Annotated in this window: 22 protein-coding genes, 1 pseudogene and 1 riboswitch; of the genes and pseudogenes, 4 read left to right on the forward strand and 19 right to left on the reverse strand. The window is 53.5% G+C overall.

Annotation, left to right across the window (positions count from 1 at the left end):
* Positions 1–379 precede the first annotated feature (379 nt).
* From ispE to EJQ19_RS19245, 7 genes and pseudogenes are all read right to left on the reverse strand, one after another.
* The gene (gene ispE, locus EJQ19_RS19215) at positions 380–1234 is read right to left on the reverse strand and encodes a 4-(cytidine 5'-diphospho)-2-C-methyl-D-erythritol kinase (RefSeq protein ID WP_126142881.1); all 855 of its coding nucleotides are present in this window, start codon (positions 1232–1234) and stop codon (positions 380–382) included.
* A 323-nt stretch (positions 1235–1557) separates the two neighbouring features.
* Positions 1558–1731: pseudogene (locus EJQ19_RS19220) on the reverse strand (small, acid-soluble spore protein, alpha/beta type); the annotation flags it as partial.
* A gap of 143 nt (positions 1732–1874) precedes the next feature.
* Positions 1875–2150, reverse strand: coding sequence for a biofilm formation stimulator Veg (gene veg / locus EJQ19_RS19225; RefSeq protein WP_028557365.1), 276 nt, complete (start codon positions 2148–2150; stop codon positions 1875–1877).
* Between the two features lie 291 nt (positions 2151–2441).
* Complete coding sequence (yabG, locus tag EJQ19_RS19230) at positions 2442–3326, reverse strand: sporulation peptidase YabG (RefSeq protein WP_126142861.1); 885 nt, start codon at positions 3324–3326, stop codon at positions 2442–2444.
* A 55-nt stretch (positions 3327–3381) separates the two neighbouring features.
* On the reverse strand, positions 3382–4290 hold the full coding sequence (rsmA, locus tag EJQ19_RS19235; RefSeq protein ID WP_126142862.1) for a 16S rRNA (adenine(1518)-N(6)/adenine(1519)-N(6))-dimethyltransferase RsmA: 909 nt from the start codon (positions 4288–4290) through the stop codon (positions 3382–3384).
* Positions 4291–4316: 26 nt separating this feature from the next.
* Positions 4317–4853, reverse strand: a complete 537-nt coding sequence (gene rnmV / locus EJQ19_RS19240; RefSeq protein ID WP_126142863.1) for a ribonuclease M5 — start codon at positions 4851–4853, stop codon at positions 4317–4319.
* 211 nt (positions 4854–5064) lie between these two features.
* A complete protein-coding gene (locus EJQ19_RS19245; RefSeq protein ID WP_206438450.1) occupies positions 5065–6156 on the reverse strand; it encodes a 3D domain-containing protein in 1092 nt (363 codons plus the stop codon).
* A 432-nt stretch (positions 6157–6588) separates the two neighbouring features.
* A riboswitch (cyclic di-AMP (ydaO/yuaA leader) is annotated at positions 6589–6783 on the reverse strand.
* Between the two features lie 283 nt (positions 6784–7066).
* On the opposite strand from EJQ19_RS19245, the gene EJQ19_RS19250 reads away from it, so the two are divergent.
* Together EJQ19_RS19250 and EJQ19_RS19255 are read left to right on the forward strand one after the other, a co-directional pair.
* Positions 7067–7810 (forward strand): ABC transporter ATP-binding protein, encoded by a 744-nt coding sequence (locus tag EJQ19_RS19250; RefSeq protein WP_126142865.1) that lies wholly within the window; start codon positions 7067–7069, stop codon positions 7808–7810.
* Positions 7807–9039: an ABC transporter permease gene (locus EJQ19_RS19255; protein ID WP_126142866.1), complete on the forward strand. Its 1233-nt coding sequence runs from the start codon at positions 7807–7809 to the stop codon at positions 9037–9039. Before EJQ19_RS19250 ends, EJQ19_RS19255 begins: the two co-directional genes overlap by 4 nt.
* Here the strand turns inward: EJQ19_RS19255 and EJQ19_RS19260 are convergent.
* Both EJQ19_RS19260 and EJQ19_RS19265 read right to left on the reverse strand, forming a co-directional pair.
* Positions 9025–9792: a TatD family hydrolase gene (locus EJQ19_RS19260; RefSeq protein ID WP_126142867.1), complete on the reverse strand. Its 768-nt coding sequence runs from the start codon at positions 9790–9792 to the stop codon at positions 9025–9027. The two genes, EJQ19_RS19255 and EJQ19_RS19260, sit on opposite strands and share 15 nt — an antisense overlap.
* Before the next feature lie 29 nt (positions 9793–9821).
* On the reverse strand, positions 9822–11099 hold the full coding sequence (locus EJQ19_RS19265; protein ID WP_126142868.1) for an HD domain-containing protein: 1278 nt from the start codon (positions 11097–11099) through the stop codon (positions 9822–9824).
* Between the two features lie 418 nt (positions 11100–11517).
* Here EJQ19_RS19265 and EJQ19_RS19270 point away from each other — a divergent pair, with 418 nt between their 5' ends.
* Positions 11518–11772 (forward strand): AbrB/MazE/SpoVT family DNA-binding domain-containing protein, encoded by a 255-nt coding sequence (locus tag EJQ19_RS19270; protein ID WP_126142869.1) that lies wholly within the window; start codon positions 11518–11520, stop codon positions 11770–11772.
* Between the two features lie 399 nt (positions 11773–12171).
* Here the strand turns inward: EJQ19_RS19270 and rsmI are convergent, their stop codons facing one another.
* The 10 genes from rsmI to EJQ19_RS19320 all read right to left on the reverse strand — a co-directional run bounded on the left by rsmI (position 12172) and on the right by EJQ19_RS19320 (position 19585).
* Positions 12172–13056 (reverse strand): 16S rRNA (cytidine(1402)-2'-O)-methyltransferase, encoded by an 885-nt coding sequence (rsmI, locus tag EJQ19_RS19275; RefSeq protein WP_126142870.1) that lies wholly within the window; start codon positions 13054–13056, stop codon positions 12172–12174.
* A gap of 3 nt (positions 13057–13059) precedes the next feature.
* Positions 13060–13857, reverse strand: coding sequence for a tRNA1(Val) (adenine(37)-N6)-methyltransferase (locus EJQ19_RS19280; RefSeq protein ID WP_126142871.1), 798 nt, complete (start codon positions 13855–13857; stop codon positions 13060–13062).
* A 127-nt stretch (positions 13858–13984) separates the two neighbouring features.
* Entirely contained in the window at positions 13985–14329 is a 345-nt protein-coding gene (gene yabA, locus EJQ19_RS19285) for a DNA replication initiation control protein YabA (protein ID WP_126142872.1), read from the reverse strand.
* A gap of 53 nt (positions 14330–14382) precedes the next feature.
* Positions 14383–15186, reverse strand: coding sequence for a PSP1 domain-containing protein (locus EJQ19_RS19290; RefSeq protein ID WP_126142873.1), 804 nt, complete (start codon positions 15184–15186; stop codon positions 14383–14385).
* Position 15187: 1 nt separating this feature from the next.
* Positions 15188–16165: a DNA polymerase III subunit delta' gene (gene holB / locus EJQ19_RS19295; RefSeq protein ID WP_126142874.1), complete on the reverse strand. Its 978-nt coding sequence runs from the start codon at positions 16163–16165 to the stop codon at positions 15188–15190.
* A gap of 33 nt (positions 16166–16198) precedes the next feature.
* Positions 16199–16645, reverse strand: a complete 447-nt coding sequence (locus tag EJQ19_RS19300; protein ID WP_126142875.1) for a YaaR family protein — start codon at positions 16643–16645, stop codon at positions 16199–16201.
* A gap of 36 nt (positions 16646–16681) precedes the next feature.
* Entirely contained in the window at positions 16682–17011 is a 330-nt protein-coding gene (locus EJQ19_RS19305; RefSeq protein ID WP_056618038.1) for a cyclic-di-AMP receptor, read from the reverse strand.
* A gap of 46 nt (positions 17012–17057) precedes the next feature.
* Entirely contained in the window at positions 17058–17711 is a 654-nt protein-coding gene (gene tmk / locus EJQ19_RS19310) for a dTMP kinase (RefSeq protein ID WP_126142876.1), read from the reverse strand.
* A gap of 41 nt (positions 17712–17752) precedes the next feature.
* Complete coding sequence (locus tag EJQ19_RS19315; RefSeq protein ID WP_164716631.1) at positions 17753–19282, reverse strand: aminotransferase class I/II-fold pyridoxal phosphate-dependent enzyme; 1530 nt, start codon at positions 19280–19282, stop codon at positions 17753–17755.
* 102 nt (positions 19283–19384) lie between these two features.
* Entirely contained in the window at positions 19385–19585 is a 201-nt protein-coding gene (locus EJQ19_RS19320; protein ID WP_126142878.1) for a sigma factor G inhibitor Gin, read from the reverse strand.
* Positions 19586–19718: 133 nt separating this feature from the next.
* Between EJQ19_RS19320 and EJQ19_RS19325 the strand changes: the two genes are divergently transcribed.
* Entirely contained in the window at positions 19719–20246 is a 528-nt protein-coding gene (locus tag EJQ19_RS19325; RefSeq protein ID WP_126142879.1) for a hypothetical protein, read from the forward strand.
* The last annotated feature ends 57 nt before the right edge of the window (positions 20247–20303 follow it).

The following is a 20303-nucleotide window of genomic DNA, read 5'->3' on the forward strand; positions in this document are numbered from 1 at the left end:
AAACTACATCAAATTTTCGCTAACTCTGCCCAAGTCGTCTGTTTTGACCGATGACTCGCGAATTATGATGTAGGTAATGCAGGTTCATACCGCAAATCTCCCTCTGTAGTCGAAATTACCTGTAGGAAATGCAGGTTGTCGTGCGGACATGGTGTGCACAGGGGGGGTGTACAGCATAGACGGATGCAAGCTGCCCGAAAAATAGGGTACACGTCTCTAAGGAGGGGTACAAGGAGGCACACGCCTGTATAGGGGACTGCGCTATTGCAAAACGCTTCCCTCGGCACCCACCTCCGGCGATACAGAGACCCGCTCAACTCCATCCAGCCCTCTCGGAAAAAAAGAGCCCCGGTGGGGCTCTTCTCACTCATCCTATCGCTTACGTCAGCATGCGCACGGCATAGACATCCTTGCAGAACCCTCTCAGCCCATTGTAGATACGCGCCACCTTCGCTTCCTTTGAAACCAGCCCGAACACCGTCGGCCCGCTGCCGGACATCAACACGCCATCTGCGCCCAGCCTTTGCATGCATTCCTTCAAATGCCGCACTTCCGGGTACAGCTCCAGCGTCACTTCCTCCAGTACGTTGCCAAGACTGCCGCACAGCCGATCGAATTGCTTGTCCCGAATCGCCGCAAGCACATCCGCCGTAGACGGATGCTGTTTGATGCCGTTCGCATTCAGCTTGCCGTAGATCTCGGATGTCGACACGTTGATCGGCGGCTTGGCAAGCACGACCCAGCATTGCGGTGGAGACGCAATAGGCTGCAGCTTCTCGCCGCGCCCCGTCGCCAGCGCGGTGCCGCCCGTTACGCAGAAAGGCACGTCCGATCCGAGCTCGGCGCCCAGCACTTGCAGCTCCTCCATGGAGATGCCGAGGTTCCACAGCCGATTGAGCCCTCGCAGCGTCGCCGCCGCATCCGAGCTGCCGCCCGCAAGCCCAGCCGCAACTGGAATGCGCTTATCCAAGTGAATATAGACGCCATTCTTCACGTCATACCGATCCTTGATCAGCCGCGCCGCCTGAAAAGCCAGATTTTTCTCATCTAACGGTATATAGCCCGCCTGACTGGAAATGATGATCGTGTCTCGCTCCAACTCTTGCATCTCGATTCGATCCGCCAAGTCGACCATGGTCATGACCATCTCGACCTCGTGATAGCCATCCGTACGTTTATGTAAAACATCGAGCGATAAATTGATTTTCGCCGGTGCCTTCTCGTAAATCTTCAATCCGTTCACCTTCTTTTGCTCATTTGCCATTGCAATATTATAACAAATGCGCATAAAAAAAGCTAAAGCTGATCGCTTTAGCTGTAGGTGGAATGCTGTGTCGGCTGCTGCCCATAAGGCGGACGCGCGCCCGCCGCATAATAGCCCGAAGGCCCCGCTTGCTGTTGCGCATACGAACTTGTCTGCGTATAGCCTTGCGGCTGTCCCGCTGCAACATAAGGAGCCTGCATCTGGCCGCTCATCGCTTGTTGGCTGCCCACACCTTGTTGGCTTCGATACCCGCCGCCGGCAGCGGACCCATACGCGGGCGGCACCGACGCTGCGTGTTGCTGGGCCAGATGCTCTTGCGCGATTTGAATCGCGCGCTTGACCATATTGCCCGCATCCTTCGTACGGATGCCGGACCAACCTTCGCGCTGCACCACATCATAGAAGCCTAAATCTTTGGCTAGTTCATATTTTAGACTTTCGGACATAACGCCTCTTCTTCGACTCATACACAAACCTCCTCTGAAGCAAAGTAGATTGCATCCTCTAGCTGGCGTAGATGGAGATAGTATGCCCCAACCGTTCGCCCTTCTATTCCGCCATTAAAAGCAAAAACAGACCCGCAGGCCTGTCCGATCCGTACCATATGGAACTAATGCTGAATATATGTGATGCGTACCTGGCCGTCGTCGTTACAGACCGTAACTTCAACGGACTCCGTCAGAATATCGGCGTAGCTATAGGAAACTCGCTTAAAAGCATGTGATTCTTGGTCCAGTTTAACAATGAACACAGAAGGGTAGGTTTCTTCTAAAACTCCGGAACGCTCGACAGTCTTTCGACGACCACCGTTCGCTCTTAACATGATCTTCTGCCCGACGTGGGGCTCCAAACTGCGTTTGATCTCCAACAGCGCATTTTTAGCCATTGTCAACTACCACCTCTTTCCCTGTTAATTATAACCGATAGAGACAATCATGTCAAATGAGGGCAAATATTATATCAGTACCCCAATCCTATTGTCAACGGCATTTTTATGTATCCCCGAATTTCTCACCTCAATAGATTCTCTCCATCGTTCGCAAAATATTCACACATTTCCAGTTGAAGTGATCGGGATCTCCCCCACAAAAAAAGAACACAGCCAAGCCTACCCGCTTCCTGCGGGGGACTTGCCGTGTTCTTATGAATGCAACAGCGCGAGAGACGCGCAGCAACGCTATACAGACTCTTCCGCATGTTGGATGCCTGGCACCCCCATACGGTAGCTTCCACGCGTCTCCACGCCGCCTAAGCCGTCTAAACCCGTTACGGTCAAATCCACGATGTCAAGCATCGAAATCGTCTCCTTCACAGACGTGTAGGATAGCTTCGCTGCGATGCTCAGCGGGTCCAACGCATGAATAAGAATGCGCCCCGGCGAGCTGGCGAAGTTCGCCCCGGCACGCAGCAGCGCCTCGAAGTGCGATTGACACGCTCCGGCCACCACAATCAGGGCATCGCGATTGCGTTCGTATTGCCTCGCCACGTGGACGGCGTTGACGAAATTCTGCGAGTTTTTATAACTCGACAGGTTCGTGAGACCGCCGCTGAGCCGATGCTTCAAAATGCCGTCGTGTCCCGTGATGACCACGATGTCCGGCTTAATCTGCGGAAGCAGCCGGTGCAGCGCCTCCGCCATCTGCGACTCCGGGATGAAGAAGCCTTCCGCCGGGACTCGCAGCTCGCCGTAGAGCTGCATACATTTGCGCAAATAGGCCGGATCGCCGTCCAGATGCAGCACTTTGCCCGGCACTTCAAAATAGCTGTTGTGCAGCACCTGCACCTTTTGTTTATGTTGAACCGTCTGCTGGTTCTTCTCTTGCAATTGAACTTGCGCCAGCGCGAGCCGCCGGAACGCCTCTCGAAATTCCGGTGTGCCTGAACGCGGATGGTCGATCGCTTCCGCCGGCGGCGCCGTCTTCGTCAGATCCGTTAGCGGCGCGTCCGCAAGCAGCCGATAATCGACCCCGCGCAGAATCGCGCTCAAATGCTCGATCCGCTCGATTCTGAATACGATGTCGCCGCCATAGGACTTCCGAGTTACATAATCGCCTTGCCTCATCGCTCAAATCCCCTCCTAGGGGTATCCTATGGCGAGACTGGGCATTTGGTGCGGGTTATTTGCAGCCGTGAGCGCGCAGCGCTGTCGAAAGACGCGCAAATTCGCCCATGCTGAGCGTTTCGCCGCGGCGAGAAGGGTCGATGCCAATCCCGTGCAGCAGCGCCTCCAGCTCGGCTTTATTCTCTTTGGAGAAGAACCGCGCCGCGAGGTTGTTATAGAGCGTTTTGCGCCGCTGGACGAAGGCTGACTGCACGACAGCGAAGAAGAAGTCGGCGTCCTCCACCTCGACAGGCGGCGTTTTGCGCACGCGCAGCCGAATAACGGCGGAATCGACGTTCGGCTGCGGCACAAACACGGTGCGGGGCACGATGGTAACGAGCTCCGCCTCGCAGTAGAACTGAACGGCGATGCTCAGGCTGCCGTAGTCTTTGGTGCCGGGACGAGCGGCCATGCGGTCCGCCACTTCTTTTTGAATCATCACGACGATATTCTCCAGCGGCAGCTTCTCCTCGAGAAGCTTCATAATGATCGGCGTCGTGATGTAGTAAGGCAGGTTGGCGACGACGGAGACGCCGTCTACGCCCTCGAAGTGCTGTCGGAACAACACCAGCAGGTCGGTTTTCAAGATGTCTCCGTGCACAACGGAGGCATGGGGGTACGGCGACAGCGTCTCGCCCAGAATGGGCAGCAGGCGCTGGTCGATCTCGACGGCCACGACGCGGCCGGCCAGCTTGGCCAGCTGCTGCGTGAGCGCGCCGATACCAGGGCCGATCTCGAGAGCGCCTCTGCTCTTATCCAGCTCGGCGGCGCTGACGATTTTGCTCAAAATATTTTGGTCAATCAGGAAATTCTGACCGAGGCTCTTCTTCAGCACGAGATCGTGCTGCTTCAAAATTTGTTTCGTCTTGCTCGGCGTTGCGACATCGTCTGCTGTTACGATTACTTCGTTACGGGGTATAGACATAGCATAGACCTCATTATCTGTAAGTTTTACTGATCCAAATGCTCCAGCGCCGCTTCAAATTCCTCGCGGGAAATTTGAAACATCGCGCAGCGCTTATAAAACTGCTTACCGTTGCAATATCCGATGCCGAGTGCGTTGCCGACCGCCAGCCTGCGGGCCGCCGCGTCCTCGTGCACGATGAGCCCGGCCGCCATCAAATCCGCCATGGTCAGCTGCGACACAGCGCCCTCATATTCCGTACGCAGGCTCTGAAGCGCCTGCCGGATCACTTCCGGCGCGGCGTTCTCCACGCCGATGTCGCCCTTGTACGCAGCCTGCTCCTGCGTAATAAACGCATGCTTGCAGCCCGGCACCTTGGCGGCGACGATTTTGCGGATCCGCTCCCCCGCATGGTCGGGATCCGTGAAAATAATAACGCCTCGCCGCTCCTGGGCAAGCGCGATGCGTTTCAGCACAGCTTGACCGATCGCGGAGCCGCCGGTCTCGAGCGTATCCGCCTCCACGGCTCGGCGGATGGCCGCCGTATCGTCCTTGCCTTCCACGACAATCACTTCTTTGATCATGAATAAGTCCTCTTTCCCTTAACAAGGCTAAGCCAAGGTCGAGCCCCGCTCAGCGAGCTCCAAGTAACGCAGAAAAAGAAGAGGGGTCTCCTCTTCTTTCGCAATTAGGCTAATGCCAAGCTGCACATATCGCTATTGTTCCCGTTCCGCCCAGCGTTTACACGTTGGAAGGCTGGGACGAATAAAGTGCCTCCCATTTCCTCACAGATCCTTAGTTCTGGGACGGCTTCGTTGGTCCGACCACGTAGACCGTGTAGCCTTGTTTCGTGCCAAAACGGTTCGCATAATTGTGATCGTCAAAATACACATCGATCATTTGGCCCTTCACAGCACTGCCGATGTCTTCCGCACGGCGGAAGCCCAGACCCTCGATATACACCCACCAACCGAGCGGAATGACTTTCGGGTCTACGGCAATTGTCCGGCCCTCAGTGACCGTAGTGCCGGTATACGTTTTGCCGTAACCGCTGGAACCTTCCGTCTTGCCCGTGGATGCAACGTCCGACGAGTAAGCGGTCAGCTTTACATTTTTCAAAATTTGCTTGTAACCGAAGGTTACGCCATTCTTGGCCACTTCATCCACATTCGGAGAGGAGGCGGAAAGCGCCACGACCGGATTCTTTGTTCCAACCGAGATCACCTTGTTTACACTTTGTGTTTGTACTTCTTCACCCACAACTGCTTCTGCAACCAAAACGCCGTCTTCATACGTTTTTTCTTTTTGCTTTATTAGTACGCCTTCCTTACCTTCCTGAACAACTTGCTCCTTGCCTTTCAGTAAAGATGCATCATTCTTCTTTTCAGTTTGGAACGCGATCGGTTCGGTAACTTCTTCCATCTCTTTTTTCACGCGGACGATTTTGATCGAATCGCCGGAAGCCAGAGAGGCTGTAAGCTCGGGAGTTACGCGGTCGTTCTCTCCCAGTGCAAGATTAAATCGTTGCAATGCACTTTCTACCGTTCTTGCAGTTGTGTAAACCGTAGTGGTCTTTCCATCAGCAGTCAATTGGATCGGTGAAGCTTGCTCGATGACGATTCGGTCGCCGGCATTGATCCGCGAAGTCAGCGCAACCGAAACTTCGTCGTGTTCACCAACCGTTATGGCTTGTTCATCCAGTAGGCGTTGCAGGACCCATTGCTTCGTATGTACAACGGTTTCTTGTCCATTCACAACCACGGATACGCTCTTGGTAGCCGTTCCGTACAACAACACTAAAAACATGAAAGTCATTGCGATTGAAATTAGGGCCAAACTTAAAATCAAACGCAAGTTTTCACGCTTCCATCGCAATGCGAAGGACATGCTGGATGATCGTTTTACATGGGTCTCGCTAATAGAGATACTGCCCACTTCTTCGGTCCTCCTTCAAAGCCTCGCCGCCAGGTTAAAGCATGAGAGAATTTTGACGCGACTAGGTTTTTAAGTTTAACTTAATGTCGATGTCCCTGCAGCCGCTGCTAGACTGCGAACGATCGGTCGTCCCCCTTTTGCCTATTCCACATCCTACTGAGACTTTCCAAAATAAAGTACCACTAAATTTCTGACAAATCACTTTGTCTGAAGAAGGGGCGGTAATTCCGGAAAGCTCTATTGTTCCAGAGGTATTTATGTCTAGCTGGTCGGGTGCTTCCTCTTGTGCGACACAGACTGCGTCTGTTGATCAATAAAAGGCCAGCAAGAAGAGGACTCTTCTCGCTGGCCTTGTTGTAAAAATACAAAAAGCACACACGACAATCGTTACCTCTCTTACGCTTACGAGGTTAGCTGACGGATTCGGACGTGAGAGTCGCCCTACGCAGATCCCGCCTGAACGGTCGGTACCCGCGATTCACCCCTGTTACTCACTCTGCTGCTCCGAAGCGTCTACCCGCTTCAGATGCTCGCAGTGGTTCCCCCGTTCCCAGTTCTGGAACTCAGCGAATGGAAAAATGGCAAATTGGATATTAAGTTATTATGAAAAGTATATTACGCTGTAAATCTCAAGCTGTAAAGGGATTAACACCCGTTAAAAAGGGCTAAATGACGTGAATTTAGGCGATTTCCTAAAAATAATACGCCTATTTCTACTTATAACTCACTATAACGTATCTACACTCGATTTTTTATAGTTACGCGGTCAAAACTAGGCTAAAAAACGAATTTTGTTTATAATAAATCTGGCATGAAAACCGTATAAAATACCAATATTTTGCTGTTTAGGGAGGCTATTGAGATGGGCCCGATTTTGCAAGTAAACGCTTTATTTGGGGGCTACTTACCGAACAAACCCGTCCTTCATGACCTCACGTTTTCCGTTCGTCAAGGAGAGATGATGGGCCTGATCGGACTCAACGGTGCCGGGAAAAGCACCACGATCAAACATATTCTCGGTCTTCTGCAGCCCAGCCGGGGAACGATCCGCATAAACGGCATCACGCTCTCTGAAGCGCCGATTCCGTATCGTTCAACGTTCGCTTATGTGCCGGAGAGTCCGGAGCTTTATGAAGAACTTACCATCCAGGAGCATTTGGAGCTGACCGCTATGGCTTATGGCTTGACGCAGCAGGAATATGAAGCTCGTTCTGCTGTCCTGCTGGAGCAATTCCAGATGAAAGACAAGCTCAGAAGCTTCGCCAGTCATCTATCCAAGGGCATGCGTCAGAAGGTGATGATCATGAACGCCTTTCTGATCGAACCAATGCTCTATATCATTGATGAACCGTTCCTTGGCCTCGATCCGCTCGCGATTCGTTCTTTGCTGGAACTAATGGTGCGTATGAAAAACAAAGGTGCCTCATTCCTCATCTCCTCACACATTTTGTCTACAATTGAAAAATATTGCGACAACTACGTCGTCCTTCATCGCGGTCATATGGTTGCGCAAGGAGATTTGGTCGAATTGCGCGAGCAAACCCGGCTGCCAGGTGCTTCGCTGGACGACATCTTCTATCAACTTGTGCAAGGAGATGCGCCATGAGCCTACCGTCCTTCCAAGCCCAAGCCTTATGGCAGCGGCGCTTTCACTATTATATGAAAGAAGCGATCGGCTATTGGCAGTACGCGGCGCGCAGCAATTTTCTCGGTTTTCTGTTGTTTCTTGTCATCGTGTCTTCCTATTATTATGCAAAAATATTACAGCGTCTTCCGACAGACTATCCCTATCTATGGGTCGTCCTGCTGATACTGGTGCCGTTCACCGCATCCAGCCCGATCCGCACCCTGACGCGCAGCGCCGATCGCATGTTCCTGCTCCGCGTTGAGCACGAGATGGGCGCGTATTTCCGCAGCGCTTTGCGCTACAGCTTGTCGCTGCAGGCAGCATGGCAGACAATCGCGCTGGTTGCCGTGTGGCCGCTCTACCATCACTGCACCGGCGCCGGCAGCGCAGTCTTCCTGCTGATGCTGGCACTGCTGCTCCTGTTCAAGCTCGCGAACGGCCTCGCGTCCTGGCAGGAGAGCCGCTGGGTCCGCGAGCAGGCGCGGCGCCTCTCCACAGGGCTGCGCTGGGCGGCAACGCTAGGGCTCGTCGCGATCCAGTTCGCGTACGGCCCGGTCTGGGCCGCACTTGGCGCGATTGCGCTAGTCATACTGTGGCTCTTGTCGACGCGCCCCGTCCGCAAATACGGGATCGGCTGGGACTACCTGATCGCCCGTGAAAAACAGCAGCAAGCGAGGCTGTACGCTTTCTTCAACTGGTTCGTCGACGTGCCGCAGCTGCCGACGCGAATAACCCGGCGCGCATGGCTGGCCGGGCTGACAACATGGATTCCATTTCGACAACAGTCGTCTTTCTTCTATTTATATATGAAAACATTGCTGCGCACCGAGATGTTCAGCATTCTCCTGCGTATCACCGCCATCGGTGTGTTGGCGATTGCCGTCTCCGACAGCCTGACGACCGGCGGCGTCATTCTCTTCATCACACTCGCCATCTCTCTCGTGCAGCTGTCCGCGCTGGAGAGCGCGCACCGCTACACGTTCTGGCTCGAGATGTACCCGCTTGATCCCGCGCACAAGCCCGGTTCGCTCGCCTTCCTCATCTGGCTGGCGCAGCTCGCCCAGCTGTGCCTGCTCGCGATCCCGCTGCTCGTGCATGCGCCGCTCCATGCGCTGCTCGTTCCGCTGGCCGGGCTCGCGTTCATCTCGCTGGCTTGCGGCGTTTTCCTCCGCCGCAAGTTCAAGAAGAACGCGCTACTTGAGGCCTAGCAGTCCCATCGCATTGCGGGTCGTAATCGCCGCAAGCTCTTCGAGCGACAGGCCGCGAATCTCCGCGGCCGTCTCCGCCACCAAGCGCACGTACGCCGATTCGTTGCGCTTGCCCCGGAATGGATGCGGCGTGAGGTACGGCGCATCCGTCTCGATCAGCAGGCGGTCCAGCGGCACCTGCGCCAGCACTTCCTTCGGCTGCTTCGCGTTCTTGAAGGTGACCGGCCCGCCGAAGGAGATATGAAAGTTCATTTCCAAGCATTGTTTTGCCGTCTCCCAGCTCCCGGAGAAGCAGTGCATGATGCCGCCGACTTCGGCGGCTTTTTCTTCTTTTAAAATCTGCAAAATGTCCTGATGCGCATCCCGATTATGAATCACTATGGGCATGCCCAGCTTACGCGCCAGCCGGATCTGCTCGCGGAACACCCGCTGCTGCACATCTTTCGGCGACTTGTCCCAGTAGTAGTCCAGACCGATTTCCCCGATGGCGACGACCTTCTCGTGCTTGCAGAGCGCCTCAATCCATTCCAGATCCCCGGGCATCATATCAATCGCATCTACAGGGTGCCAGCCGACCGTGGTGTAGATGAAATCATACTTCTCCGCCAGCTCGATCGAGCTTGGAATCGTCTCCCGATTGAACCCTACGTTCACCATTCGCGTAACGCCGGCCTCCAGCGCGCGCTGAATCACCTCCGCTTGATCCTCGTTAAATTGTTCGGCATTTAAGTGTGTATGTGAATCTGTCAGCATGATAACGCTCCTCGTATGTATGATTCAACTCAATCCCGCTCTCCCAGCAGTGCCCACAGCTCCGGATATTTCTCCACGCTTAGGCGCTCCAACAGTTCCTCCGGGTAGTAGACGCGATGCTTGCCCATCTGAATGCCGCTGATCGACTGCACAATCTCCGATAGGTGGGAAATTTCCGTCAGTCTCTCCTTGTGATCCAGCAGCAGAATCGGGAAGTTCTCGTCGGGTTCTCCAGGCCGGTACACGTCGTAAGACTGCTTGGAAGGGAAATCGATCTCCATATAGTACATCGGGTCAAAGCCCGCCTCCGCCATGACCTGCTCCATCCGCTGAATCAGCGCTTGATCGCTCGGTTCAAACGTGCTGTATTTATACAGCTTGCGGTCCAGGAACCGGCGGCAAAGATCGCGCAGAATCCCATCCTTTTCCTGGCTCCAGAAAATCAGCATCGTCTGCATGACGGATTCGTCAAGCAGCAGATAGTCGCTCAGCGAAATATTTTGCTGAATGAGGTGCAGAATCGGCTCGACCATGAACCCGAAGGTATACCCCTCTTCGTACAGGTGCTTCGCCCGGGCAAACACTTTGTGCAGCCCAATTTCCGCACTCCGTGTTACCGGATGGAAGTACACCTGCCAATACATCTGATAGCGGGACATCAAATAGTCCTCCACGGCGTGCATCCCGCTCTCCTTGACCACAATATGCCCTTTATACGGGCGTATCACCCGCAGAATGCGTTCCAAATCGAAAGTGCCGTAATTCACGCCGGTAAAATAAGCATCACGCAGCAAGTAATCCATCCGGTCCGCATCGAGCTGTGAGGAGACGAGGCTCACGACGATTTCCTTGTCGTACGATTTGCAGATGACACCGGCCACTTTCTTCGGAAAATCCGGGGACACTGCGCTCAGCACCCGGTTCACCTCCGTGTCGCCGAGTACAATGCGGCAGGACCAGTCCTCGTGCCGGGTGCCGAACGCTTTTTCAATGGAATGGGAAAAAGGGCCGTGCCCCAAATCGTGCAGCAGCGCCGCGCAGAGACAGAGCAGCCGTTCTTCCTTTGGCCAATCGTCATAATGATTGCGTTCGAATTGGGAAATGATTTTGCGCGTAATCTCATACACGCCTAGGGAGTGCGAGAATCGGCTGTGCTCGGCGCCATGGAACGTCAGAAAGGATGTCCCCAATTGGCGGATCCGGCGCAGTCGCTGAAACTCTCGGGTATTGATTAAATCCCAAATTGTGGCGTCCTGCACGTAAATATATTTGTGTACAGGGTCTTTGAACACTTTTTCTTCTTTCATGTCGGGGGCCTCCTTTATAAATATGATCTATCGCTAAACGCCAACGTCCCCAAAGGGCCGTAAAACGTTTATCTTTATCTATTCGACAAATCACAAAATGTTCCTCGTAGATAATGTCGAACAATGTCGAAAGCAAACTTCCAATTTGCGTTTTACTTCTTCTCTCTTGGTAGCGCGGACCCCCTGCTTCCCCCCCAGGTCTTCATGTAAGATCCCCTTTACAAAACCCTGTAATGAAGAGGGTTTTCGGTTTTTTAGAACTGTCACAAAAAGATGAACACTTTCAAAATTCTCCTACCGGAAGGCTAAAAACCAGTTGACTATTTTGGGAATGGTTGGTATCATTAGTTTATCAATTATGTCGAATCGTGACGATCTTGATAAAGTTTTTATAAAATCGCAAAGGAGATTCATATAGATGATGAAATCTACTGGTATCGTGAGAAAAGTTGATGAACTGGGCCGTGTTGTTATTCCGATCGAGCTGCGCCGCACGTTGGGCATTGGTGAGAAGGACGCTCTGGAAATTTATGTGGACGGCGAGCGCATTATGTTGAAGAAATATGAGCCGGCTTGTATCTTCTGCGGCAACGCGGAAAGTGTTACTTATTTCAAGGGAAAAATTGTTTGCCATATTTGTTTAGCAGAAATGCCAACACCTGTGACAAAATAAGAAAAGTAGTATATAATAGAAGTAAGCAGTACTCATCCTAATGGTAATTCTAACCTTTTTCATATCTCCTCTAGTCTCTAATTCGGTGGTCTTTCGGGGCCCAAGAATTAGAGATCTTTTTTTGTCCGGGAAAATCGTCTAACGGTTGCCCTAGCGCCTAGTTGACCTAACATCCTGCTTTTCCGGCATTAGCGGTTGCCACAACGCTTATTTGCCGAAAGGCCAACGAAATCTCGCCGATTTCATGTAAATAGTCGCTGTGGCAACCGTTATATGGTAAAACACTCGTTTCTTGATGTAATAAGCTCGCTGACAACCGTTACGTTCATTCGCAGAATCTCCCCCTGCCAAAAGAAGGCGGTCGGACTCCAAGGAAGGCCCTCCCCCGAAGCGCCGGCTTCAGCGCTCCAGCAAAGCATTATACACATCGCGCTTCGCCAAGCCGCGATCCGCCGCCACCTGCTTCATCGCATCTTTCCGGCTGCTCCCTCGCTGTTCGTAGTGCGCGACGTGCTCTTCGAGCGACTTCGCTTCCCACCAGCGGTCCGCCGCTTCCTGCGCCGCGGCCGCCGACACGCCTTCGGCGATGAGGCAGTACTCGCCCTGCGGCGGGTACGCCTCCAAATGCGCGAGGCACTCCGCAATCGTGCCGCGGACAAATTCCTCGTACCGCTTCGTCAACTCGCGGGCAAGGACCACCCTGCGCTCCGCGCCCCACACTTCCGCCATGCGCGCTAGGGTTTTGTCGACGCGGTGCGGCGACTCATAGAACAGCAGGGTCGCTTGCTCCTGCTGCAGCCCCTCCAGCACCTTCGTCTGCTCCTTTTTCTCCCGCGGGAGAAATCCGACGAAGGTAAAGCGCTCGGTCGGCAGGCCAGAGGCGATCAGCGCCGACAACGCCGCATTGGCGCCGGGGACCGGCACGACCGGCACGCCGGCCTCGACGGCCATTCGGACCAGGTCATAGCCTGGGTCCGAAATGGCCGGCAGGCCCGCATCGCTCACCAGCGCGATGCTGCTCCCTTCAAGCAGCAAGCGGACGAGTTCGGGTCCGCTTGCCTGCTTGTTGTGCTCGTGATAGCTGACCAGTCGCGTCGCGACTTCGAAATGGGTCAGCAGCTTGCGCGTTTGCCGCGTGTCCTCCGCGGCAATTAACGCCACTTCCTTCAGCGTACGCACCGCGCGGAAGGTCATGTCCTCCAGGTTGCCGATGGGCGTCGCAACCAGATAGAGTGTGCCGACGCCAGCCGCGTCGCCGTAGCTTTTTTGTATCGTTACCGTCACGGTTTACTCCCTCATTTCCGATAATTCCGCTGCGTCTTCTTCCGCAAACGCCAATGCACTCCGACCGCCATAGTAGATCTCCTGCAGCTCCTGGCAATAGTCTTTCTCCGTAGCGTACACGATCAACGGCGGCAGCGTGCGAATCTCCGGCTTGCCGTCCTTGATGCCCTCGATGAGCACCATCATCGCTTCCTCGCCGGCGCGGGCGTGCACAAAGCGAATCCGCTTTGGCTCAATCCGATATTGCCGCATGAGCGTGCAAATATCGACCAGCCGCGTCGGCCGGTGCACCATCGCCACCTTGCCGCCGGCTTTCACCTGCTTGGCGCAAGCTGCGATCACATCCTCAAGCGTACAGTGAATCTCATGCCGCGCCGCCGCGAAATGTGCATTCGTGTTCTGCTCCCCGTTTGGCACCGGCAAATACGGCGGATTGACCGTCACCACATCGAATTGCCCATGGCCGAGTTCGCTGTGAATCGTTTTCAGGTCACCCTCCACCATGTGCAGCCTGCCTTCCAGACCGTTCAGCGCCGCGTTGCGCTTCGCCATATCCGCGAGGCGCTCTTGAATTTCCACGCCCCAGATGTCCGCCCGCGTCCGCGTCGAGAGCAGCAGCGGCACGACGCCGTTCCCCGTGCACAGATCGAGCACGCGCCCTTTTGGCGGCACCGAAGCGAAGCGCCCGAGCAGCACGGCATCCATCGAGAAGCTGAACACCTCGTCGCTTTGAATAATTTTCAGATCATAAGTAAGTAAATCATCGATTCGTTCTGTTGAACGGAGCTCCACATGCTTCATGCGTAATTCAATACGTCCTTTCGTACATCGCGCTAGTTATAAAGCTTTCCGAAATTACCGCCCACTTTATTTTGGAAAGTCTCCTTATGGAAAAAAACCGTAAGGGCAACCCCTACGGCACACACACTTATTTATTTAAGAAGGATAAGCAGAACAAACAATCTCCCTCGGTCCGAAGATGGCCGTAATACACATTACAAATATGAAAACCTTCATTATATAAACGGTGCAAATTATCGTACCCGGCCCCTGGGAGCGGAACAGGCTCCACCGTATGCTTCACTGGCGCCGCTGCTGTTACCGTCTCTTCTTGACGAATGAGCTTGCGGAGCTGCTGGTTCTCAATGCTTAACCGCTTATTTTCTTCGATGAGCGAAATAATTTGCTTCTTCAAGGCGCCTAATTCGGCGTACGTGGCACCCATTCGCTCTTCGATTTCATCCATTTGTCCGAAAATATCATGTTTATCCACGCTTTCACCTCTAACGCCTTGTATGCTTATTGGCCAGCGCCTCCCAGGCAAATCTATTCTTGTTCGACCACATCGTCAAACGGCAGATCCAACGCCTTCCCGAGATCGAAAAGCTGCACTTTCGCCGTACGTTCCTTTACGTTCAGTGACAGCACCTTACCGTTGCCGTACGATGTAATCACGAACCGTCCGACAGTCGGCAGCGTATCCTTGGCACTTTCGTAGTTATCATGCTCATACTTCAAGCAGCACATTAACCGTCCGCATAAGCCGGAAATCTTCGTCGGATTCAGGCTCAAATTCTGGTCCTTGGCCATCTTGATGGACACCGGCTCAAAGTCGCCTAAAAACGACGAGCAGCACAGGATGCGGCCGCACGGCCCGATCCCGCCCAGCATCTTCGCCTCGTCGCGAACCCCGATCTGACGAAGCTCGATTCTTGTCCGGAAAATGCTCGCCAAATCCTTGACCAGCTCCCGAAAGTCGACACGGCCCTCGGCTGTGAAATAAAAAATAATTTTATTGCGATCGAACGTATACTCCACGTCGACTAGCTTCATCTTAAGGTTGTGGTCTCGGATTTTATCATGGCACGTCTGAAAAGCATCCTTGGCCGCCCGTTTATTGTCTTCAACCAAGTCTGCATCGGCATCATCCGCAATCCGAATCACTTTCTTGAGCGGCAGAACAACATCGTTCTCTTTAACTGTCTTCTTGCCAACCACGACTTTGCCGTACTCTACGCCGCGCGCCGTCTCTACAATCACGGCACTCTCTTTCTCAATCGGCAAGTCAATCGGATCAAAATAATATATTTTACCCGCTTTCTTGAAGCGGACGCCAACAACTGAATACATCTTACACCCCCTGCATCTCCACGAGCATTTTCTCGATCACCAGCTGACTATTTGCGTTGAAGCGCAGACGCTTCTGAATTTCTACAGCCTGCTCCATCATTCGCACCCAAGCCGAAACGTCCCGACTGAATGCGAGGGAGCTCATCCAGTCCAGCTGATCGTGATATACGAGCTTGTCTCTGCGTTCCAAACGCAGCTGTACCATATCTTTAAACCAGAGAATCAACAAATCGAACAACGTCGGGATGTGATCCGCCAGCTCTGTTTTCACAATTCGCTGCTGCACCGTAATCATGGAAGTCGGATAACGCGTCAGCGTCTCCTTCGCTAATTGTAACACTACGCTTCTCATTTCTGCAAACCAATTTGAGGCGATCAAATCTCTAGCCGCCTGAAGTCCCGCTGTCATATGCACGGCAGGATGCGCCAAGGCTGCGGGCAAGCCTTCTTCTAATAACTGCAGCAGCATCTGCTCTCTCGGCATCGGTGTAAACTGAATCCACTGCGCACGCGACTGAATCGTCGGCAGCAACGCGTTGCCATTTTCCGTAATCAAAATTGCTACTACACGGGACGTCGGCTCCTCGAGAAACTTCAGCAAGGAATTGGCCGCTTGCACCGTCATTTTATCCGCATGTTCAATCACATAAATCTTCGTACCTGAAGCCGTCGCCCGGTAAGCGAATTCCTTCTGCAGCTCGCGAATCTGCTCGATCTTGATCGAGGCCCCTTCCGGTGCCACCATGTGCAGATCAGGATGATTGCCATGCTCGACTTTCCGGCATTCCAAACATTCGCCGCAAGCGTCGTCGACACCATGCTGGCAGTAAATCGCTTTCGCCAGTGCCTTCGCCATCTCTGCACGGCCTGTTCCTACAGGTCCGCTGAAAATATAAGCATGCGACAGCTTGTCCTGGCGCAGCCCGTTTTGCAGAAGCCGTTTGGCCGCTTCTTGCCCTGGTATGGCATTAAAGGACATTTCGCAACCGCTCCATCCTAAAAAGGTAGTTCACTAAAATAACAAGTTAATCAGCATCCCTCGGATTTCACCGATTCTTTGCAAAATCTCGATGCGCCCCTGCTCCGTTTCCAGCAGTTCGTCCGCCAGCGAGAGCAATGTCTGATCAATCTCATCCAAAATTTTATACCGCTTCGAGCGGCCGCGGCGATCCCAGCCTTTCGTATCTCTTAGCGTCACGCCTCGGCGGGCCGTTTCCTCCAAAAACTGGCGGATCATCAGCTTATATTGCAGGAGCTCTCGCACCGTCATCGCTCTCGACAAGCGATCTCCTTGGAGATTAATCTGCTGCGCCATGCGGCTGAGCTGCTCCTGCGTGACTTTCTCGTCATGCTGAAGCATCATGTCCGCAAAATTCCGGGGGGCCAGCTGCGGCGGTGCGGCGTTCTCATTCACTTTGACATTTTTACCGATGGGCTGCCACCCCGGATTAATTTTCAAGACGCATCCATCCCTCGCGCGTTAATCTAATTTATGTTAAAAGTGCTCAAATCGCTCAACCGGCAGTACGAAAACAGCCGCGCCACCCACCTGGACTTCGACAGGAAACGGAATGTAGGAATCGGTCGTGCCGCCCATTGGCGAAACCGGTGTTACGAGCTGCTCCCGAATTTTACAATTTGCTCGGATTACCTGCATCACTTCCTGCACCCGGTCATCCTCCGTACCAATCATAAAGGTCGTATTCCCTGCACGCAAAAATCCACCCGTACTTGCCAGCTTCGTTGCTCGAAAGCCTTCTTTAATCAATGCGTTGGAAAGACGGTTGCTATCTTTATCTTGTACTACGGCTACGACAAGTTTCATAAAGTGATGCCTCCTCTTATTATAAACTAAGATTGCTATTCCCGCTTTAGCCGGAAATATGTTCCTTGAGCAGTTGCTCACAATCCTGCCGAATATCTGCAGCAATCGCATCCTCGCTGCGATGGGCATCAATCACACGCACTCTGGCCGGATTGTCAGCCGCAATCGCGTGAAACCCTTCCCGCACCCTACTGTGATAAGCGGCATGTTTCTGTTCGATGCGGTCAAGCCCTTGGCCTGCCGCGGCAGAAGCACGTTGCTGCAGCCTGCTGAGGCTGACTTCAACCGGCACATCGAGCAAATACGTGCACGTGGCCTGCAAGCCGGAGCTCGCAAACGCCGAGATCGCTTTGACCTGCTCCGCCGCAATCCCGAGTCCATGGGCCTGATACGCAACACTCGCGTCGATGAAGCGATCACAAAGCACGATTTTTCCCGCTTGCAGCGCCGGCATAATCAGTTCATGCACATGCTGCGCCCTGGAAGCTGCGTACAGCAGCACTTCCGCCTGATCCACCATCTCCCGGTGAGCCGGATCCAGAATAATACTGCGAATCTTGTCGCTGATCACGGTCCCGCCCGGTTCCCTCGTTACAAGGATGTCGTACCCTTGCTCTTTCAGTTCCTCGGCCAATCGTTTAAGCTGTGTCGTTTTTCCGGCGCCGTCTGGCCCTTCAAACGTAATGAAAATTCCGTTCACGTCTTCCTCCTGCTACTGCTACTGCAAACGCTGCCTAGCTGTTATTTCGTGATAGGTTTGTATATTCGCAACTGCTTCGTGTGTCCAAAATCGGTCCCTTGAAACCTAATGCCACGCCCATGCAGGGCAATTAGTGCTTCTACGCTTGAGGCCGTAATCACTTCTCCCGGATACAAATACGGAATGCCCGGCGGATAAGGAATCACCATGTCCGCGGAACAGTGACCAATTGCTTCCTGCGCATCCACCTCACTATAGACATCATCAGAACCAGCCCCCTGCCACCCTGCCTTTCTTGCAAAAGCGACCGGAGAAGAGATGGGTGTGTAGTAGGGTAATTTAAGTATATTCGAGATAGGCGCCTGAAGTTCCTGCTTCTCCCTCCTGATGTCCCAACAAATGTTGTCCAGCGCTTCGGCTGCGCGGAGCATTTCCTCCTGCGAGGTAGCCGGTGTGAACACCAGCAGTACCAGATGGCCGTCGGTCATTTCCACATAACAGCCCTGATCTTCAAGCTGATCTTTCAGCTGGGATCCTGTGAGTGTCCCTGTCTGATCGTAGATCGTGATTTTAAAAGGATCCGCTGTTTCGTGCGAGCTTTCCCCTGCGGCGACCGGGAAATGCTGCGGGAAATAGCCGATGACGCCTGTGGCGTCGAGCCGTTCGCGGAACGCTTGCACAGTAGCGAGTCCCTGCGCGATCCACGCAGCGCCTTCCGTGTGCAGGCGCCGCCGCGCCAAGTCGAGTGACGCCATAATGGGGTACGACGGGCTTGAGCTTTGCAGCATCGCCAACATTTGTCGGACCGCGCTGCGATCGATACGCGGCCCCTGCACATGCAGCATCGCGCCCATGGTCATCGCGGTCAGCATTTTATGCGTGGATTGCACCACCGCATCCGCCCCTTGCGACAGCGCCGACGCCGGCAGCGCTTCGTGAAAGCCGTAATGCGCGCCGTGCGCCTCATCCACCAGCAAAAGCCTATCGCTTGCATGCAGCAGCTTGGCAAACGGCGTCAAATCTACCCCCATCCCGTAATAATTGGGATTGGTGAGCAAGAGCGCTTTCGCGGTCGGGTAGCGGCGGACGGCCTCTTGGACATCCGCAAGCCGCAAGCCCGCGGCCACCCCTGACGCCTCGTGTACCCGAGGCGCAATGAACACCGCTTTGGCCTGGGCCAGCATCAGGCCATGCAACACCGACTTGTGCACGTTCCTCTGCACAAGAATCAAGTCCCCTGGCGCACACGTCGCCAGGATCATCGCCAGGTTGCCGGCCGTGCTTCCCCCAACCAGAAAAAATGTCTCCTCCGCGCCAAAGCACGCCGCGGCGAGCTGCTCCGCCTCCATAATCGCTTCCTCCGGATGATGGAGATCGTCCAGCCCTGTAATTTCCGTATAATCTATGGACATGATGTCCTGATAAAAACGCTTCGCGTCCCCGGTCAACCCCTGACCGGATTTATGGCCCGGCACGTGGAAGCTAGCAGGTCGCTTTGCGTGATGCGCCACCATCGCTTCAAATAGCGGGGCGCGGCTCACGTCCTCTTTTTCAAATTGACTTCTCTTCATCTGATCTTTACTCCCCATGGCATCCATGCCCACTTCTACTGACTCTATAGTAGTGGATTCCAGCCTAAAAAACAAAAAAGCTTCTTACAGGAAGAAGCTCTCTTAATTCATATAGTGCCGTGAGTTTCCAGAAACAAAGGCTTTCTTCATCTGACTCACAAAAAACGGATATTTCTTATCGCTCACCGACGTTTTCACAATCTCATTGCTGCAGCTGTCGCAAATGAACGCCGTCACTATGTGAATGCCGCCCATTTTATGCTGCTCACAAATCATGCATAGACCAATCCGGCTCTCCTCCATGTGATCACCTCTCACCTTTTATCACTATTATATCCCTTTCCCGATTCTCCTAAACTAGCTTATCCCTTATAATATGGAAGAAAGCTGCCGATATATCCTTATATCTGCTTATTAGCCCTCGGAGGTCGCACCTATGCCAACCATGCAGGAATCCCAATTGTCCAAGCAATCAACCGTGTACAGTTACACCCTCGCTAAACGAATTTACCATTCCTGGTACAAAATCGCGCTCTATCTCGCCATCATCCTGCTGGCCGTTTCCTATAAATTCAACTCTAGCAACTTGCTGCCCATGCTGGTCAGTTATCCATTGGTGCTCATTTTTCACACCCTGCTGATACGGGCTTATTTTCAATTCACCATCGGCATGGCCATGCGCGGCTGGTCTTATCGGTTCGGTGTTTTTTGGGCGGGTTTCCTGCCTGACGGCCATGCGTCGATCAAGCTTGTGAACACCGTCCTGCAGCAATTGCTCTGGATCGGACTTGCTTTGATTGCCTTGCTATACCCTTGGATTCCGCAAAACTGGCTTTTCTACCTGCTGCTGTTCCACTGTTGGATGCTGATGCCGCGGTTGTGGTTCATGCTTCGTTTTCGAGCTTATCGGAAAATCGGTCTTGTAAAAATCACAAGCACGGACACGTCCTGTTATCTTCAATAAGCTAAGCCCGCCGGGCGTGTCCCGACAGGCTTTCTGGCATAGAAAAAAGCCTTACTC

This window comes from Paenibacillus whitsoniae (genome assembly GCF_003955665.1).
In the GTDB taxonomy this organism is placed as follows: domain Bacteria; phylum Bacillota; class Bacilli; order Paenibacillales; family NBRC-103111; genus Paenibacillus_E; species Paenibacillus_E whitsoniae.

Bases quoted from the DNA above. Each gene is read 5' to 3' on its own strand.
- veg (WP_028557365.1), bottom strand. From the start codon at position 2,150: ATGGCTAAAAATGCGCTGTTGGAGATCAAACGCAGTTTGGAGCCCCAC.
- yabG (WP_126142861.1), bottom strand. From the start codon at position 3,326: ATGAGGCAAGGCGATTATGTAACTCGGAAGTCCTATGGCGGCGACATC.
- rsmA (WP_126142862.1), bottom strand. From the start codon at position 4,290: ATGTCTATACCCCGTAACGAAGTAATCGTAACAGCAGACGATGTCGCA.
- rnmV (WP_126142863.1), bottom strand. From the start codon at position 4,853: ATGATCAAAGAAGTGATTGTCGTGGAAGGCAAGGACGATACGGCGGCC.
- EJQ19_RS19245 (WP_206438450.1), bottom strand. From the start codon at position 6,156: ATGTCCTTCGCATTGCGATGGAAGCGTGAAAACTTGCGTTTGATTTTA.
- EJQ19_RS19250 (WP_126142865.1), top strand. From the start codon at position 7,067: ATGGGCCCGATTTTGCAAGTAAACGCTTTATTTGGGGGCTACTTACCG.
- EJQ19_RS19255 (WP_126142866.1), top strand. From the start codon at position 7,807: ATGAGCCTACCGTCCTTCCAAGCCCAAGCCTTATGGCAGCGGCGCTTT.
- EJQ19_RS19260 (WP_126142867.1), bottom strand. From the start codon at position 9,792: ATGCTGACAGATTCACATACACACTTAAATGCCGAACAATTTAACGAG.
- EJQ19_RS19265 (WP_126142868.1), bottom strand. From the start codon at position 11,099: ATGAAAGAAGAAAAAGTGTTCAAAGACCCTGTACACAAATATATTTAC.
- EJQ19_RS19270 (WP_126142869.1), top strand. From the start codon at position 11,518: ATGATGAAATCTACTGGTATCGTGAGAAAAGTTGATGAACTGGGCCGT.
- EJQ19_RS19280 (WP_126142871.1), bottom strand. From the start codon at position 13,857: ATGAAGCATGTGGAGCTCCGTTCAACAGAACGAATCGATGATTTACTT.
- EJQ19_RS19290 (WP_126142873.1), bottom strand. From the start codon at position 15,186: ATGTATTCAGTTGTTGGCGTCCGCTTCAAGAAAGCGGGTAAAATATAT.
- holB (WP_126142874.1), bottom strand. From the start codon at position 16,165: ATGTCCTTTAATGCCATACCAGGGCAAGAAGCGGCCAAACGGCTTCTG.
- EJQ19_RS19305 (WP_056618038.1), bottom strand. From the start codon at position 17,011: ATGAAACTTGTCGTAGCCGTAGTACAAGATAAAGATAGCAACCGTCTT.
- EJQ19_RS19315 (WP_164716631.1), bottom strand. From the start codon at position 19,282: ATGAAGAGAAGTCAATTTGAAAAAGAGGACGTGAGCCGCGCCCCGCTA.
- EJQ19_RS19320 (WP_126142878.1), bottom strand. From the start codon at position 19,585: ATGGAGGAGAGCCGGATTGGTCTATGCATGATTTGTGAGCAGCATAAA.
- EJQ19_RS19325 (WP_126142879.1), top strand. From the start codon at position 19,719: ATGCCAACCATGCAGGAATCCCAATTGTCCAAGCAATCAACCGTGTAC.